Source organism: Mesorhizobium sp. WSM4845, from assembly GCF_055811455.1.
Genome location: NZ_JBVVQA010000011.1, coordinates 93,779 through 110,953, shown reverse-complemented (window position 1 = coordinate 110,953; position 17,175 = coordinate 93,779). Strand labels below are relative to the sequence as shown.

Sequence of the window (17,175 nt, the reverse complement as noted above, 5' to 3'; positions counted from 1 at the left end):
GCACAAATTCTGAGTAGAAAAATGTCGGGACCGCAAGTCGCCATCGACCTTGGCCGCATCGAGCGCAATGCGCGCACCATCGTCGACCGCTGCGCCCTGTCCGGCATCAGGGTATTCGGCGTTACCAAGGGCACCTGCGGCATGCCGCAGGTGGCGCGCGCCATGCTGCGCGGCGGCGTCGCCGGCATCGCCGAATCGCGCTTCGAAAACATCCGCCGGCTGCGCGACAGCGGCATCACCGCCCCGATCATGCTGCTGCGCAGTCCGCCGATGGCACGCATCGAGGAGGTTGTGCGCACCGTCGACATCAGCCTGCAATCCGAACTCGCCACCATCCGCGAACTATCGCGCATCGCCGAGCGTATGGACCGCGTCCACGACATCATGCTGATGATCGATCTTGGCGACCTCAGGGAAGGCATCTGGCCGAACGACCTCATTCCGACGGTCGAACAGATACTGGCGCTCAGCGGCGTGCGCATCGCCGGCATCGGCACCAATCTCGGCTGCTTCGGCGCCATCATGCCGACGCAGGAAAATCTCGGACAGCTCGTCGCCCATGCCTACAAGACCGAGCGCCTGTCCGGCGCAAGGCTCGACTGGATCTCGGGCGGCGCGTCATCGTCGCTGACGCTGCTGCTCGAAGGCAGGCTGCCCGCCGGCATCAACAATCTGCGGGTCGGCGAGGCGATCCTTCAGGGTGGCGTCGAAACCTTCCGCGAGACGCCGTGGGCCGAACTCGAACCCGATGCCTGCCGGCTGACCAGCGACATCATCGAGGTCAAGCTGAAGCCGTCGCGGCCGATCGGCCAATCCGGCTACGACGCTTTCGGCAACCAGCCGGTGTTTGCCGACGATGGCGACCGGTTGCGCGCCATCGCCAATATCGGCCGCGAGGATGTCTTGATCGAAGGTTTGACGCCGATTGCCAAGGGCGTGCGGGTGCTTGGCGCCTCCAGCGACCATCTGCTTCTCGACGTGACCGATGCCGAGCCGCCACCCGCCGTCGGCGATCGTGTCGCCTTCCGCATGAGCTATGGCGCCATGCTGCTGGCAATGACCTCGGAATATGTCGAAAAGGCGCCAATGCACGATGTCGAGGATTTCTCCGGCCGCAAGATGGTGTCGATATCTGCCGAACCGGCGGCGGCCGGCATCCTGGCCAGGGAGGCGACCGGCGCCCGGCTGGAGGCGATGAATTTCGATGTCGTCGAACTGGCCGATATCGAGCGGCCGCCGTCCGGCCTGGTCCGGCTCACCGCCGGCAGCGACCGGCGCATCGCCCACACGGCGCTGACGGCGACCGCGCGGGCGACGCACTCGTTTGGCCTGATCTGGATCGATTCCATCGCCGCGCTGATGCCCGAGGACGAAGACGGCATCGACCTGCCGGAAGCTTCGGTGCTGGCGCGGGCGCTCGGCCTCGATCACAAGCCCGGCGCGCTGCAGCCACAACTGTCGCCGGAAAACGTCGTCATTGTCGGTTTGCGCCATGCAGATCCGGCCGAGGCCCGGGTGCTGAAGGATTCGCGCGTCTGCGCTTTCACCATGACCGACATCGACGCCATGGGCATGCGCGACGTGATGCACGAGGCGATCCGCATCGCCAGCTCCGGCACGCAAGGCTTTCATGTCAGCTATACGCCTGAGGTGACCGAATTCGCCGGCTGGGCGGCAGGCTCCGGCGGCATCACGGTGCGCGAAACGCATCAGGCCATGGAGGCGATCGCGTTGTCCGGCGGGCTGTTGTCGATGGACGTTTCCGGCCTGACATCAGCTCTGGAACCGCGATTGGCGGCGGAAACGGTCAATTTCGTCACGTCGGCGTTTGGCAAGCGGATTTTGTGATCAGCCCTGTGCGTCGACCGCCGCGCGCCATGAACGTGCGTAATCCGCCCAGGCCGGGTCGACCGGCGGTTCGAACCTTTCGCCGGCGCCTTGTACCGTTCCTTGGTCCAACGCCAACAGGGCGGCGCCGATGCTGGTGCCGGTTGCGGCCTCCGACGCGATGACGGCACGTGCGGTGGCTGCAGCGAGCATGCGCGTGAAAAGCCGGTTGCGGGCGAACGGCCCCTCGACGGTCGTCGGGCCGCCGGCGTCGATCAGGTCGAGGCAGGTCGCGGTCATCAGCGCCAGGTAGAAAGAGATGGCGGCAAAGCGCTGGCCGCCGTTGATGCCGTCTGCGTCGAGCCATGCTGCCCTGTGATGCGGGAACGGCCCCGAACCCTGTTGGGTCGAAGGCAGCAGGGACGTCTTCCGCGCGAGCGCTGTGGCGATATCCTCTTTGGTCCAGTCTTCCGATTGGCCTTCCGTCAGCAGCGAAAACTCACGGCCGCCCATGAAACGCGCCGACGGCACCGGATCACCGAGCGCGTTGACGTTGACGAGCGTGTCGCGGGCCGGGTCGAGCGCGATCTTGTTGCCGCCAACCGCCATCGACACCACCCAGGTGCCGGTCGAGACGACCGAGAACGGCGGCGTATCGGACAGGAGATGCGGCAGCAGCGAGGCGTTGGAATCGTGCAAGCCGCAAAACACCGGCGTTTGCGGATCAAGCCCGGTCCGTATCGCAAGCGCGGGCAGGATCGGGCCAAGGCGATCTTTCGCCGGCCGCACCGGCGCCATCAGATGACGCCATTGCATCTTGTCGACCAGCGACGAAAAATCGGCCTTCCACGGGTTCCACAGATCGGTGTGGCAGCCAAGCGAAGTCACTTCGTTGGCGGCGACGGTGGTCAGGCGCAAGGCCCAGTATTGCGGGTACATCAGCATCGCGGCGGCCTTGGCGAACTCCGCCGGGAAGCGCTTCTGCTGCCAGAACAGCTGCGCGCCGAGATTGAGGCCGACCGGCAGGCGCGGCGTGCCCGTCTCGGCGAAGGCCGGACGCTTCGTGTCATAGTCCTCGGCAAGGGTGTCGGGCCCGGCAAATTCATAGTCGAGCACCGGCAGCGCCAACTCGCCGGCAGTGTCCACCAGCACGCCCGTCGCGCCGTGGGTGGTGATCGATATCGCGTCGATGCGCTGTTCGCGATTGATCTCGGCGAGGCTGTCGAGGATGAACGACCACAGAAGCTCAACATCGTGGTGCGGGTAGGGACCGTCAAGGACAGGCGCGTTCGCCATGCGGCGCAGCGCAACTTCGCGCAGATCGGCGAGATCGACCAGCGCCACCTTGGCGTTGGTCTTGCCGATATCGATGACGGCGACGTGGCGGGTCATTCCATATGGAACATTGTTTCCAGCGGCACCGCCACCGGCTCGTTATCAGGCCCGGTCTCCATGATGTTGGCCATTTCAGCCCACCAGCGCTGCATCACCTTGTGCTTCGGCAATTCGTCCATGCCGTGGCCGTCGCGCCGCCACAGCACGCCGAACAAGGTGTTGGTCTCATCGTCGAGATGGATCGAATAGTCGGAAACGCCGGCCTGTTTCAGCAGTGCGACCAGCGACGGCCAGATGTCGTCATGACGCCTTTTGTATTCGGCCTTCATGCCGGGATTGAGCTTCATCTTGAACGCGTATTTCTCGGCCATCAGGTAAAACGCTCCCGCCGCACCCGCCGCCAGACGATGGGCAGCGCGATGACGATGATCAGCAGCAGGCCGATGAAGATCGACATGACTATGCCGGGCACATTGAGCAGCCCCAGGCCGAAAGTCACCAGCCCCATGATGAAGGCGGCGAGCACCACGCCCAAAATGCTGCCGGCGCCGCCCAGGATGCTGACGCCACCCAGCACCACCATGGTGATAACCTCCAATTCATAGCCTTGCGCGATCGATGGCCGGGTCGAGCCGAGCCGCGAGGTGATCAGCACCGAGGCGATGCCCGCCATCAGCCCGGTCAGGCAGAACAGGATGAACTTGATGCGGCCGACACGCACGCCGGAAAACTGTGCCGCGACCGGGTTGTTGCCGATGGCGAAGACGCGGCGGCCGAAGCTGGTCCGGTGCAGAAGGAACCAGTAGATGACCGCCGCGACGAGGAACAGCGTCAGCTCGAACGACACCACCCACCAGACATAGCCCTGGCCGAAGAAGGCGAAGCTGGAGGGATAGCCTTTGTAGGCCTGGTCGCCGAGGACGATGAAGGCGATGCCGCGAAACAGGCTCATCGTGCCGATGGTGACGACGATCGACGGCAGGCCGAGCCTGGTGACGAGCAGCCCGTTGAAGGCGCCGCAGCCGAGCCCGACCAGGATGCCGATCGCCACCAGCACCGGCGTGCCGGCGCCGGCCTGCACCGCCATGCCCATCATCGTCGAGGCCAGCGCAATGATGGCGGCGACCGACAGGTCGATCTCTCCGGAAATGATCAGCAGCGCCATGGCGAGCGCGATCAGCGCCTTCTCGGTGAAGTTGAAGGTCAGGTCCGACAGCGACCACGCGTCGAGGAAATAGGGCGAGGCGAAGCTGTTGACGGCAAAGATGGCGACCGCCACCGCGACCAGCAGCGCCTCCCACGAGAAGATCGCCGAGTTGAGCGGCGTGTCGAGCCGGTCGGGAATGTGGCGCGGGGCTGGGGTGTCGGTCATGCCGCTTCCGCCTTCTTGAGAATAATGCGGCCTTGCCGGCGTTCGCCGCGCGCGTTGAGCACCACGGCCAGGATGATGGCGCTGCCCGAAATCGCCATCTGCCAGAACGGCGAGATGTTGATGACCGGCAGCGCGTTGGAGATGATGCCGAGGAACAGCGCACCAAGCACTGCGCCGCCGACCGAGCCGATGCCGCCGGCGATCGAGATGCCGCCGATGACGCAGGCGGCGATGATGTTGAGCTCGTAGCCATTGGCGACCTCGACCGAGGCGATGACATAGCGTGAGATCCAGAGATAGCCGCACAGACCGGCGGCCATCCCCGAGATGCAGAAGACAATGAACTTGGTGCGGCCGACATCGATGCCGGCGTAGATCGATGCTGTCGGATTGACGCCGATGGCATAGATCGAGCGGCCGAGCGCGGTGCGCGTCATCAACAGGAAGAACAAGGCGATGACCAGTATGGCGATCCACGACAGCACTGGAATGCCGAGAGAGGCCGCGCGCTGCAGGCCGATGAAATCAGGGCTCATCTGATCGGCATTGACCCAGGCGCCGCCTGAAATGACGAAGGTGGCGCCGCGATAGATGGTGAGCGTGCCGAGCGTCACCACGATCGAGGGAATGTTCAGCCGCCATACCAGCAGGCCGTTGATCGCGCCGAGCACCAGGCCGACCAGAAGTGCGATGACGATCAGCAGCGGGATCGGGATTGCCGGATGCGCGGCGTTCAGCATCGCCACCACCATGCCGGTGAAGCACAGGTTCGACGCCATCGACAGGTCGATCGAGCGGGTCAGGATCACCACCATCTGCCCCAGCGCCAGGATCATCAGGATCGAGGTGTCGTTGAACACCTGGCGCAGATTGCCGAAGGCAGCAAAGCCCGGAAAGCGCATCGAGATCAGCCCGATCACCACGACGATTGCCGCGAGCAGCCAGACTTCGCGATATTTGAGCAAAACCTTCATGCCACAATCCCTGCTGCCGTCTTGACCAGCGTTTCGGCGTCGAGCCCCTTGTTGTCATAGATCGAGGCGATGCGGCCCTCGCGCATGACGATGACCCGGTCGGACATGCCGAGGATCTCGGGCAGTTCGGACGACACCATGATCACCGACAACCCTTGAGCGACCAGCTCGGCCATGAAGCCGTGCACGGCGGCTTTCGAGCCGATGTCGATGCCTTTGGTCGGCTCGTCGAGGATGATCACCTTGGGCGCGGTCGCCAGCCATTTGGCGATGACGATCTTCTGCTGGTTGCCGCCCGACAAAGTGCCGACGTCCTGGCTGAGCGAAGCGGCGCGCAGATCGAGCCGCTCGGTATAGGAACGGGCCAGCGCGAACTCTTCGGCCAGCTGCAACACACCTGACTTGGATGTGCGCTTGAGCGAGGGCAGCGAGATATTCTGGAAGATCGGCAGGCCGATCACCACGCCTTGCTTGCCGCGTTCTTCCGGCACGTAGACGATGCCGGCGTCGATCGAATCCGCCGCCGATTTCGGCATGATCGCCTTGCCTTCCAGCGTGATGGTGCCGCTGCTGGTGCGGGTGATGCCTGATATCGCCTGCATCACCTCGCTGCGGCCGGCGCCGACAAGGCCGTAGAAGCCGAGGATCTCGCCTCTGTGCAGCTCGAAGCCGATGTCGTCGAACTCGGTCGGGTGCGACAGGCCGGAGACGGCAAGCACCGGCGCGCCGATCTCGGCCTTGCGTTGCGGAAAGATGTGATCGACGGCGCGGCCGACCATCATGCGCACGATCTGGCTCTGGCCGGCATCCCTGATCAGGCCTTCGCCGACCATCTCGCCGTCGCGGAACACCGTGTAACGGTCGGCGATGCGATAGATCTCGTCGAACTTGTGGCTGATGAACAGGATCGCCTTGCCTTCGCTCTTCAGGAACTCGACCAGCAAAAACAGCTCCTCGATCTCCTTCAGCGACAGCGCTGCGGTCGGCTCGTCCATAATGACGATCTGGGCGTCGATCGACATGGCGCGGGCGACTGCGACGAGGTGCTTGTTGGCGATGCCGAGATCCTTCAGCCGCGCATCGGCGTCGATGTGGCCGGCACCCATGGTGTTCAGTACTTCACGGGCATTCTTGCGCATGGTGCGCCAGTCGATGGTGCCGAGGCGCGATCGCGGCGCATGGCCGAGAAAGATGTTCTCGGCCACCGTCAGGTCGTCGAACAGCACGGTTTCCTGGTGGATGGCTGTGATGCCGTGCCCGAAGGCGGCATGCGCGCTGGGCAAGGTCACGGCCTGGCCATCGATGCTGATCGTGCCTGTATCAGGCTGATAGATGCCTGTCATGATCTTGACCAGCGTCGACTTGCCGGCGCCGTTCTCGCCGATCAGCGCGGTCACCTGGCCTGGGTAGAGCGACAGGCTGACATCATGCAGCGCGCGCACGCCGGGAAAACTCTTCGAGATGCCGGCCAGGGTCAGGCGCGGAGCCGCAGCCAAAGGCTGCTCAGTGGTCGGGTCGAGTTGGGCTGTCGTGTCCATAGTCGTATCAAGCCCTTAAGCAGGTCCGTTTGAGGACGCGGCGGAACTTGAGCTCCGCCGCGCCGGCTTGAAGGGCTCCAGGATCAATAGATCTTGGAGAACTCTTCGATGTTCGACTTGTCGAACTTGAAGGGCGGAGCCATCGCGGCCGAGTTGGTGTCGTCGAGGGTGACCTTGCCGACACGGCCGATCGACAGCGTCGCACCCGGCTTGGCTTCTTCCTTCTTCACCGCCAGATCATGGGCGAGGTAGACGGCCGAGTAGCCGAGATCGATCGGGTTCCACAGTGCGACAGCCTGGCTGGCGCCGTTGTCGATGAACTTCTTGAACTCCGACGGCAGCGCCAGGCCGGTGACATTGACCTTGCCGATCAGGCCCTGGTCGGTCACCACCTGGGCGGCGGCCACGACGCCGACGGTGGTCGGTGCGATGATCGCCTTGAGGTTCGGATAGGATTTCAGCAGGCCCTTGGCCTCGTCCGTGCTCTTGGCCGAGTCGTCGTCGCCATAGACGGTGGCGACGAGATTGATCTTGGGGAATTTCTCCGGCAGCACCTTCTTGGCCGCTTCGATCCAGGCGTTCTGGTTGGTCGCGGTCGACGAAGCCGACAGTATGGCGACATCGCCGCCTTCCGGCAGATAGTCGGCGGCAAGCTTGATGATGGTCTCGCCGATCAGGTTGGTGTCCGAGGGGTTGAGGTGGAGCTGGCGGCCTTCCGGAGCGACGCCGGAATCCCACGAGATGACGGTGATGCCGCGATCCATCGCCTTCTTCAGCGCCGGCACCAGCGCGTCGGCGTCATTGGCCGAAATGGCGATCGCGTTGACCTTTTGGGCGATCAGCGAATTGATCACCTCGATCTGCGCTTCGGCGGTCGCCTTGGTCGGGCCGGTGTAGATGATATCGACACCGCCGAGTTCCTTGGCCGCCTCTTCGGCGCCCTTGTTGGCGGCATCGAAGAAGCCGTTGCCGAGCGACTTCACCACCAGCGCGATCTTGACGTTCTCGGCATAGGCCGCATTCACGAAGATGGCGGCGGAGAACGCCGCCGTAACCATCAATTTCTTCAGAAAGCTCATCGAATATCCTCCCTTGAGCGTTGCATTCCATCGCCGCTGCGAACCCTCAGGCCTGCAGCGAAGATTCTTCCTTATTGCCTGCCGTTGTGCGGGCGACGACCAGCGTCACACCGGCGGCCTCCAACATCTTGGCCTCGCGATCCTCGATGCCGTCGTCGGTGATGACCGTGGCAATGCGCGACAGGCCGCACAGGATCAGGCTCGAGCGTTTGCGGAATTTTGACGAGTCGACCAGCACCACCAGTTCGTCGGCCTGATCGATCAGTTTCTGCTCGGCCTGGATCAGCAGCGGATCGCCTTCCATCAGGCCGAGTGGCCCGAGCCCTTGCGCGCCCATGAACATGCGGCGGGCATAGAAATTGCGCGTCACGTCATTGTCGAAGGGCGACAGGATGATGTTCTGCTCGCGGTAGATGGTGCCGCCCGACAGCATCACCGTGTTCTTGGAGTGCTTGAGCAGGTGCTCGGCGATCGGAAAGGAATTGGTGAAGATCGGCATGCGGCGGCCGGTCAGGAAATGCACCATCTGGAAGGTGGTGGTGCCGCCATTGATGATGATCGGCTCGCCGTCATTGCACAGTTCCACGGCGTCCCGCGCGATCGCCCGCTTCTGCACAGCGTTGATCGTCTCGTTGACGGAAAAAGGCCGGCCGGCAAGGCCGATGAATTGCGGCGGGGTGATCGCCTCGGCGCCGCCACGCACCCGGCGCAGGCGCTTTTGCACATGCAGTGCGGCGATGTCGCGCCGGATCGTCGCCTCGGATGAATCCGTCAGGTCGACCATCTCCTGCACCGTCACCACAGGCTTTTCCTGGACGGCGGACAAAATGATCCTGTGGCGCTCTTTCTCGTGCATGGTTCCTCCCTGCCTCAGCATCTAGGCACCCAAAACGCGCAGTGTCAATCATTTCCGATCATATAATTCCATTGTGCAGTGCAATATGATCAATCTTGATCGTTTGTGATTGACAATGCCGCTGCTTCCGTGGACATTCGACCGAAGCTGACCCGCTATGCGGTCGCAATTGACCGCACCGTTTGCGCGTCTCACGTCACGGGAGGATTACCTATGCTTGACAAGCGCTCCGGCACGCGCCTCACCAATCTTTGGGATGAGGCGACAGCCCTGGGAATGAGCGAGCCGGAACGTCTCGTCTATCGCTCGAATGTTCTTGGCTTCGACAAGCGCGTCACCAACTATGGCGGCGGCAACACCTCTTCCAAGATATGGCAAAAGGATCCACTCACCGGCGAAAGCGTGGAAGTGCTGTGGGTGAAGGGCTCGGGCGGCGACAGCGCCTCGATCAAGCTCGACGGTTTCGCCACCCTCTACATGGACAAGTTGCGCGCGCTGAAGGGTCTCTATCGCGGCCTCGAGCATGAGGACGAGATGGTCGGCTATCTGCCCCATTGCACCTTCAATCTTAACCCACGCGCGGCCTCGATCGACACGCCGCTGCACGCCTTCGTGCCGAAGCCGCATGTCGACCACATGCATCCCGACGCCATCATCGCGATTGCCGCCGCCAAGGATTCGCAAGCGCTGACCAGGGAGATCTTCGGCGACGCGATCGGCTGGCTGCCATGGAAGCGTCCGGGCTTCGAGCTCGGCCTGTGGCTGGAAAAATTCTGCTCCGAAAACCCCGAGGCCAAGGGCGTTGTGCTGGCAAGCCATGGCCTGTTCACCTGGGGCGACACTCCAAAGGAATGCTACGAGACGACGATCTCGGTGATCAACCAGGCGATCGACTGGTTCGAGCGCAAGTCTGAAGGCAAGCCGATCTTCGGCGGCGAAGTCGTCAAATCGCTCGACGCGCCGGCGCGTCGCGCCGTGGCGGCAAGGCTGATGCCGAGGATCCGCGGCCTGATTTCGGAGAACAGTCACAAGCTCGGCCATTTCGACGATTCGCCGGCCGTGCTCGAATTCGTCAATTCGAAGGATTTGCGCCGGCTGGCGGCGCTCGGCACCTCCTGCCCGGATCATTTCCTGCGCACCAAGATCCGGCCGCTGGTCATCGAATTCGATCCCAAAAATCCCGATGTCGACGCCCTCATCGCCCGCCTCGCCGACGATTTGGCGGAGTATCGCGTTGGCTACCAGGCCTATTATGACAGGTGCGAGCATGCGGATTCGCCGCCGGTGCGTGATCCGAACGCCGTGGTCTATCTGATGCCCGGCGTCGGCATGTTCACCTTCGCCGGCGACAAGGCGACGGCGCGCATTTCGGGCGAATTCTACGTCAATGCCATCAATGTCATGCGCGGTGCCTCGACAGTGTCGACCTATGTCGGCCTGCCCGAGCAGGAAGCCTTCGACATCGAATACTGGCTGCTCGAAGAGGCGAAGCTGCAGCGCCTGCCCAAGCCGAAAGCGCTTGCCGGCCAGATCGCGCTGGTCACCGGCGGCGCCGGCGGCATCGGCCGGGCGACGGCCAACCGGCTGCTGCGCGAGGGCGCCTGCGTCGTGCTGGCCGACATCGACGAGACCGCCCTTGCCAGCGCCAATGACGAATTGGCCAAGGCCCATGGCAAGGATTTCGTGCGGCCGGTGGTGATCGACGTCACGTCAGAGGACCAGGTGATCTCCGGTTTCGCCGAGACGGCGGTCGAGTTCGGCGGCATCGACATCCTGGTGTCGAATGCCGGCCTGGCAACCTCGGCGCCGATCGAGGAGACGACGCTGGCGCTGTGGAACAAGAACATGGACATCTTGTCGACCGGCTATTTCCTCGCGTCGCGCGAAGCATTCAGGCTGTTTCGGGCGCAGAAGATCGGCGGCAATGTCGTCTTCGTCGCCTCCAAGAACGGGCTTGCCGCATCGCCCAATGCCGCCGCCTATTGCACGGCCAAGGCCGCCGAAATCCATCTGGCGCGCTGCCTGGCGCTGGAAGGCGCCGAGGCCCAGATCAGGGTCAATGTCGTCAATCCCGACGCCGTGCTGCGCGGCTCGAAGATCTGGACCGGCGAATGGAAGGAACAGCGCGCCGCCGCCTACAAGATGTCGACTGACGACCTTGAGGAACACTACCGCTCACGCTCGATGCTGAAGCGTTCGGTGTTCCCCGAAGACATCGCCGAGGCGATCTATTTCTTCGCCTCCGACATGTCGGCCAAGTCGACCGGCAACATCGTCAATGTCGACGCCGGCAACGCCCAGAGTTTTACGCGCTAGGCGATCATTTTTTGAGGGTGGCGCTGCCCCTCACCCTTTACCCTCTCCCCGCGAACAACGGGGAGAGGGGGTCGCCAATGCCGGACACGCTTGTCCTTCTCCCCGTCGCTATACGGGGAGAAGGTGCCGGCAGGCGGATGAGGGGCAGCGCCAACCGAACGCATTTGGGAGGAAGCACCATGTCCGAAACCATCATCTCAGCCGACATCGTCGACAAGGACAATCTCGCGCGCGCGGCCGAGCTCAAGCGCGATTACGATGCGCTCGGCGAACGCCTCGACCGCCGCGGCATCGCCGTCGACGCCATCCGCGACAAGGTCGAAAAATTCGCCGTGGCGATCCCGTCCTGGGGCGTCGGCACCGGTGGCACCCGCTTTGCCCGCTTTCCCGGCGCCGGCGAGCCGCGCGATATCTTCGACAAGATCGAGGATTGCGCCGTGATCCGGCAGTTGACGCGGGCGACACCCACCGTCTCGCTGCACATTCCGTGGGACAAGGCCGACCCGGACCGGCTGAAGCAGGCGGCCTCGCGCTTCGGCCTCGGCTTCGACGCCATGAACTCCAATACCTTCTCCGACGCCAGTGATCAAAAACTGTCCTACAAGTTCGGCTCGCTGTCGCATGCCGACGCCGGCACCCGCCGGCAGGCCGTCGAGCACAATCTCGAATGCATCGAGATCGGCAAGACGCTGGGCTCCAAGGCACTGACGGTGTGGATCGGCGACGGCTCGAATTTCCCCGGCCAGGTCAAATTCGCAAAGGCGTTCGAGCGCTATCTCGACGCAATGAAGGAGATCTACGCCAAGCTGCCGGACGACTGGAAGCTGTTCACCGAGCACAAAATGTACGAGCCGGCCTTCTATTCGACGGTCGTGCAGGATTGGGGCACCAACTACATCATCGCCAAAGAGCTCGGCGACAAGGCGTTCTGCCTGGTCGACCTCGGCCATCATGCGCCCAACGTCAACATCGAGATGATCGTGTCGCGGCTGATCCAGTTCAAGAAACTCGGCGGCTTCCATTTCAACGATTCGAAATATGGCGACGACGATCTCGACGCCGGCTCGATCGATCCCTACCGGCTGTTCCTCGTCTTTAACGAGCTGGTCGATGCCGAGCTTGCCGGTGCCGAAGGTTTTGATCCGGCTCACATGCTCGACCAGAGCCACAATGTCACCGACCCGATCGAAAGCCTGATGTTGTCAGCGGTCGAGGTGCAGCGCGCCTATGCGCAGGCGCTGCTGGTCGATCGCCAGGCGCTGGAAGGCTATCAGGATGTCAACGACGCGCTGATGGCGACGCAGACGCTGAAGTCCGCCTATCGCACCGATGTCGAGCCGATCCTCGCCATGGCGCGGCTGAACACGGGCGGCGCCATCGATCCGGTCGCCACCTATCGCGCCGCCGGCTACCGAGCCAAGGTCGCGGCGGAACGGCCGGCGGTTGCCGGCGGCGGCGGTGGGATTGTTTGATGTCGGCCTGAAACAAAAAAACCCGCCTGAGGCGGGTTGCGGCGCGATGCGAGAGAGGCGTCGGCTAATTTCGAAAGCCTTCGCTTGTCATCAGCCTACCTACGCTGCGACGCAACTGCCAAATCTCCGCCATCTGCGATTAGCTACAAGCCAACACGCCTTCGTCATCCTAGGGCGGAGCAGGAGCGAAGCGACGTAGCGGAGACCCTAGGATCCATGCCGTTACATCAGCCGAAGATCGCAACGGTGGTTACGAACCGAACCGGCGCAGGCGTGCAAGCCCGCCGAAATCTTCTTTATTGTCAGTAGACTCAACCTCTCCAAACGGCTTTTCTAGGCGCATCCCACGCCCCGGAGAACGGCCATGCACCGCCGCACCCTAATCGCACTCAGTCTTTCCCTCACCTTGACCTTTGCGCCGCTGGCGGCCGCATTGGCCGCCTCGCCGCAGCCGGCGAAGGGCGAGCATGGCATGGTGGTGACCGCCCAGCATCTGGCGTCTGAAGTCGGCGTCGAGGTGCTGAAGAAGGGCGGCAACGCCGTCGATGCCGCAGTCGCCGTCGGCTACGCACTGGCTGTGGTCTATCCAAACGCCGGCAATATCGGCGGTGGCGGCTTCATGACCATCCGCTTCAAGGACGGCCGCTCGACGTTTCTCGATTTCCGCGAGCGCGCGCCGCTCGCCTCGACGAAAACCATGTATCTCGACAAGGACGGCAAGCCGGTGAAAGGCGCCAGCCTCGACGGCTATCTCGCTGTCGGCGTGCCGGGCTCGGTGGCAGGCTTCGAGACCGCACGGGAAAAATACGGCACGCTGACGCGGCAGGACTTGATGGTGCCGGCCATCCGCTATGCCAGGGATGGTTTTGTGCTGGAGCAGGGCGATGTCCCCTCCCTCGAAGGCGGCGCCGCGCGGCTGGCCAAGGACCCGGCCGCGGCCGCCATCTTCCTGAAGCCTGACGGCAAGCCCTATGCCGTCGGAGAGCGCCTTGTCCAGGCCGATCTCGCCGCCTCGCTCTCGGCCATCTCAGAACGAGGTCGTGATGCCTTCTACAAAGGACCGATCGCCGACGGCATCGTCAAGGCGAGCGCGCAGAAGGGCGGCATTCTGGCCAAGGCGGATTTCGAGACCTACGCGGTCCGCGAGCTCGAGCCGGTGACCTGCAATTACCGCGGCTATGAGATCACCTCCTCGCCGCCGCCGAGCTCGGGCGGCGTCATCATTTGCGAGATACTCAACGTGCTGGAATTCTACCCGCTGTCCTATCTCGGCGCGGGTTCTGCCGAAACCATCAAAGTCATGGTCGAGGCGATGCGTCACGCCTATGTCGACCGCAATTCGGCGCTCGGCGATCCCGACTTCGTCGACAATCCGGTCGAAAAGCTGCTCGACAAGAACTATGCGAAAGAAATCCGCGAAAAGATCGATCCGTTCCGGGCCGGCGTGTCGCAGGATCTGATGCCGAAGGGTTTTGGCGAGAGCCATGAGACGACGCATTATTCGATCGTCGACAATGACGGCAACGCCGTCGCGGTGACCTACACGCTGAACGGCTCGTTCGGCGCCGCCGTCGTCGCCGACGGCACCGGCATCCTGCTCAACAACGAGATGGACGATTTCACCCAGAAACCGGGCGTGCCCAATCTCTACGGCCTCGTCCAGGGCGAGGCGAATGCGATCGCCCCGAGGAAGACGCCACTGTCGTCGATGAGCCCGACCATCGTCGCCAAGGACGGCAAGCCGTTCATGGTCATCGGCAGCCCAGGCGGCTCGCGCATCATCACCATCACGCTGGCAGCGATCGTCAATGTCGTCGATCACGGCATGAACATCCAGGAGGCGATCGACGCGCCGCGCATCCATCACCAATGGCTGCCCGACACGGTCTATGTCGAACCGTTCGGCCTGTCGCCCGATACCGAAAAACTGCTTGCCGGGATGGGCTACCGCATCGACGTCACCGATGCGACCTGGGGTCAGGCGGCCGGTATCCTGGTCGGCGGCAAGAGCCTGGCCGAGATCGAAAAGGGCGGCGGCGCCCGCTACAATGGCGCCATCGACAGCCGCGCCGCGTCCGGCGAGGCGATCGGATATTAATTTCTTTCGGTCAGATGACCAGCGTTATGGTGGACGCAATCAGCATCACCGCCGCGATGCCGACGAACAAGGCATAGATACGCGGCCGATCGAGCAGCAGCGCATTTCCCGATATCCACGCCGCGGTGGCGCCGCCAAGCGCGTACAGGAAGCCGTTACGGTGCCCCAGGGCAAGGTTTGCGGCCATCAAGCCGCCAATGATGAGGGCGCCGAACACGATGATCACGGCGACCGCGTATTTCTCGAAATCGTTGCTGGCCACACCCGGACCCATCACGTTCAACGTCGTCAGGTCGTCCGGGTCGAAGGGGCTGGCCGACCCATATTCGTCTTGACCGGCAGGCTCGTGCATCATTCATTCTCCTTGAAGCGGCAACAAATCATCAAGCCTTGCCGAGTGCAACCGGATCGCGACGCGTTCAATGCCATCGGCACGGTCTTCAACACTTTCTGGCCGCGGCTTGCTACCGTCTTTTTGGATTTAATGCATGTCGCGCAAAAGTGTGCAGCGGTTTTGCGGTAACGACATGCAAAAAAACAACAACCTGAAGCGCGTCGCCGGTCAAACGCGACGCGCTTCAGGTCGGATCGTGCTGCCGTTCCAGGCGATCTGTCGCACTGGAATCGCCAGTCAGGGCGTTTTGTCGTGAAGGGCCGCCGCTCTGGAGGCGGATTAAGAACCGCTGTCCTGGCTTCGGCTTGACCGCGCCTGAAGTTGCCGGTGGCGAAGATTGGGCCGTTGGCCAAGATTGGGCCGGCGGCGAAGAGGTGGTGAAGAGTGGCCGGCGCCACTTTGGGGGGGCGTTGGGGTAGATTGCCTGATGGGCGCCGGCCAAGCGGAAATCAGGTCCGCCGCGAGCAAACATAGCAAGGAATGGTGCGGTATGGCAGTGGTGTGATCGCGGAAGATGGTTCGCGCTTTCCCGGTGCGGTGTCCCATTATCGGTCAACCCGTCTGGCACCTGAATTGCACAGTAAGCAATGCCGGGGCAACGGCCCGGAAGTCGTTCCCGAATATCGAGCCTCGCCGCTTCGCAAATGGAGCGGCGGGCCTTTTTGGCTAGAGCATCGGCCCCGAACGTGGCTACCGGTTGCGGCAGCGTTTCGCAGTCCGCCGAGATTTGTCAGGCGGCGGGAGCCGGCGGCAGTTCGAACAGATGGGCGCCATTCTTCTGGCCCCGCTCGACATAGCCGATTATCCGGAACCATTTTGCGACGTCCGGTCTCTGGAGCCAGCTGCGCGAGTGAATGGGGAGGTTGCCTGCAAGCGCCTGGATATGGCGAATGTGCCGCTTGCAGAAGCGAACGGTCGCGGCGCTGAAGAAATCTTCCTGCGCGGCGAACAGCGTATCGGCAGCGTCGCTATTCTCGTGCCAGGCGATGAGCGCTACGGTTTTTTCGCCCTGCACGAGCGCATGAGCACGGCCTTCCTTCAAGTTCATCATCAGATTGTCGTAGGCGATCTTACTGTCCTTGCCGGCCGCGACGTACTCGTCCGATATCCGCTTGGACAGATCACGGAAAACACTTTCCAGATCTCCAACCGTTGCTGCGCGTGCTCTCATTTCGCCTCCTGGAGCCCCAACGGGCAGTTTGCCCTAAGGATAGGGGATCACCAAGCAAATCAAATCCGTCACTCGCCCAATGCGAGCAAACAGTTTCGCCAGTGCCGGCCCTGTCGGGCGCCGGAAAAAATGATTTGAGGTCGCCGAGAACCGCTACGCAACTCCCGCAACACGGCGACCTGAATTTCCCAACCGATTTCAGTCAAGCGGGCGTCATGCGCAACTTGCTGAAATTGCATTGGAAAAATGGTGCCCAGAGGCGGAATCCAAACGATGGAAAACTCTCTCTGTTTCCAAACGGTTAGGACTCACGCTATATCAGGGCTAGCCAACAAAAATACCAACGAAATAATTCTGTGGATTGGTTCGGTTCCCGGATATCGCTCTATCCGCTCGATGCCATCGCGTCCCGACTTTATCTCAAAAGCCCATTGCTATCGTTACTCGAGTTTGGTCCAGATAAGTCCTGGCGATCGCATTCCATGGTGCGTGAGCAAATCGCAGGTCCGCTGCCTCCGATTTCCCGACCTCTCATCGCTCCACCAATTGAAGATGGCGGAGCAAAGAGGCAGTTCAGGATACGCCTCGTCCATAACTTTGACGTTTATATCACACAGATCCGGAACGGTACGGCGGAAAAGTCCCCTTTTGTCCTGGTCGGAAGCCTCATCTGAGGTGAAAGCGAGGTTGGGGGTGTGACGGTGCGGGCGTGAAGAGCATCGTCAGATTGTGCAGATTGCCCC

General features: G+C 62.6%; 13 protein-coding genes. 4 read left to right on the top strand and 9 right to left on the bottom strand.

Translation table 11 applies throughout. From position 1 onward, the window contains the following. Nucleotides 1–21 precede the first annotated feature (21 nt). Nucleotides 22–1,848 (top strand): alanine racemase, encoded by a 1,827-nt coding sequence (locus tag AC0L2C_RS15135; protein WP_473523734.1) that lies wholly within the window; start codon nucleotides 22–24, stop codon nucleotides 1,846–1,848. On the opposite strand, the gene AC0L2C_RS15130 is transcribed toward AC0L2C_RS15135, so the two are convergent. From AC0L2C_RS15130 to AC0L2C_RS15100, 7 genes are all read right to left on the bottom strand, one after another. Next, on the bottom strand, nucleotides 1,849–3,219 hold the full coding sequence (locus AC0L2C_RS15130) for an FGGY-family carbohydrate kinase (RefSeq protein WP_473523733.1): 1,371 nt from the start codon (nucleotides 3,217–3,219) through the stop codon (nucleotides 1,849–1,851). It lies immediately after the preceding gene. Next, nucleotides 3,216–3,533, bottom strand: coding sequence for an L-rhamnose mutarotase (gene rhaM / locus AC0L2C_RS15125; RefSeq protein ID WP_473523732.1), 318 nt, complete (start codon nucleotides 3,531–3,533; stop codon nucleotides 3,216–3,218). Before rhaM ends, AC0L2C_RS15130 begins: the two co-directional genes overlap by 4 nt. Then, complete coding sequence (locus AC0L2C_RS15120) at nucleotides 3,533–4,534, bottom strand: ABC transporter permease (RefSeq protein ID WP_023803290.1); 1,002 nt, start codon at nucleotides 4,532–4,534, stop codon at nucleotides 3,533–3,535. The genes rhaM and AC0L2C_RS15120 overlap by 1 nt, the downstream gene beginning before the upstream one ends. Then, the gene (locus tag AC0L2C_RS15115; RefSeq protein WP_473523731.1) at nucleotides 4,531–5,508 is read right to left on the bottom strand and encodes an ABC transporter permease; all 978 of its coding nucleotides are present in this window, start codon (nucleotides 5,506–5,508) and stop codon (nucleotides 4,531–4,533) included. Before AC0L2C_RS15115 ends, AC0L2C_RS15120 begins: the two co-directional genes overlap by 4 nt. Beyond that, nucleotides 5,505–7,046, bottom strand: coding sequence for a sugar ABC transporter ATP-binding protein (locus tag AC0L2C_RS15110; RefSeq protein WP_128177979.1), 1,542 nt, complete (start codon nucleotides 7,044–7,046; stop codon nucleotides 5,505–5,507). The genes AC0L2C_RS15115 and AC0L2C_RS15110 overlap by 4 nt, the downstream gene beginning before the upstream one ends. Before the next feature lie 83 nt (nucleotides 7,047–7,129). Then, complete coding sequence (rhaS, locus tag AC0L2C_RS15105; protein WP_128177977.1) at nucleotides 7,130–8,125, bottom strand: rhamnose ABC transporter substrate-binding protein; 996 nt, start codon at nucleotides 8,123–8,125, stop codon at nucleotides 7,130–7,132. 46 nt (nucleotides 8,126–8,171) lie between these two features. Then, on the bottom strand, nucleotides 8,172–8,981 hold the full coding sequence (locus AC0L2C_RS15100; RefSeq protein ID WP_128177975.1) for a DeoR/GlpR family DNA-binding transcription regulator: 810 nt from the start codon (nucleotides 8,979–8,981) through the stop codon (nucleotides 8,172–8,174). A 213-nt stretch (nucleotides 8,982–9,194) separates the two neighbouring features. Here AC0L2C_RS15100 and AC0L2C_RS15095 point away from each other — a divergent pair, with 213 nt between their 5' ends. The 3 genes from AC0L2C_RS15095 to ggt all read left to right on the top strand — a co-directional run bounded on the left by AC0L2C_RS15095 (nucleotide 9,195) and on the right by ggt (nucleotide 14,867). Further along, on the top strand, nucleotides 9,195–11,297 hold the full coding sequence (locus AC0L2C_RS15095) for a bifunctional rhamnulose-1-phosphate aldolase/short-chain dehydrogenase (RefSeq protein WP_473523730.1): 2,103 nt from the start codon (nucleotides 9,195–9,197) through the stop codon (nucleotides 11,295–11,297). Nucleotides 11,298–11,476: 179 nt separating this feature from the next. Continuing rightward, nucleotides 11,477–12,769: an L-rhamnose catabolism isomerase gene (rhaI, locus tag AC0L2C_RS15090; protein ID WP_473523729.1), complete on the top strand. Its 1,293-nt coding sequence runs from the start codon at nucleotides 11,477–11,479 to the stop codon at nucleotides 12,767–12,769. A gap of 364 nt (nucleotides 12,770–13,133) precedes the next feature. After that, the gene (ggt, locus tag AC0L2C_RS15085; protein ID WP_473523728.1) at nucleotides 13,134–14,867 is read left to right on the top strand and encodes a gamma-glutamyltransferase; all 1,734 of its coding nucleotides are present in this window, start codon (nucleotides 13,134–13,136) and stop codon (nucleotides 14,865–14,867) included. Between the two features lie 10 nt (nucleotides 14,868–14,877). Here the strand turns inward: ggt and AC0L2C_RS15080 are convergent, their stop codons facing one another. Next, on the bottom strand, nucleotides 14,878–15,222 hold the full coding sequence (locus AC0L2C_RS15080; protein WP_036263803.1) for a hypothetical protein: 345 nt from the start codon (nucleotides 15,220–15,222) through the stop codon (nucleotides 14,878–14,880). 769 nt (nucleotides 15,223–15,991) lie between these two features. After that, entirely contained in the window at nucleotides 15,992–16,432 is a 441-nt protein-coding gene (locus AC0L2C_RS15075) for a hypothetical protein (protein WP_023803281.1), read from the bottom strand. Between the last annotated feature and the right edge of the window lie 743 nt (nucleotides 16,433–17,175).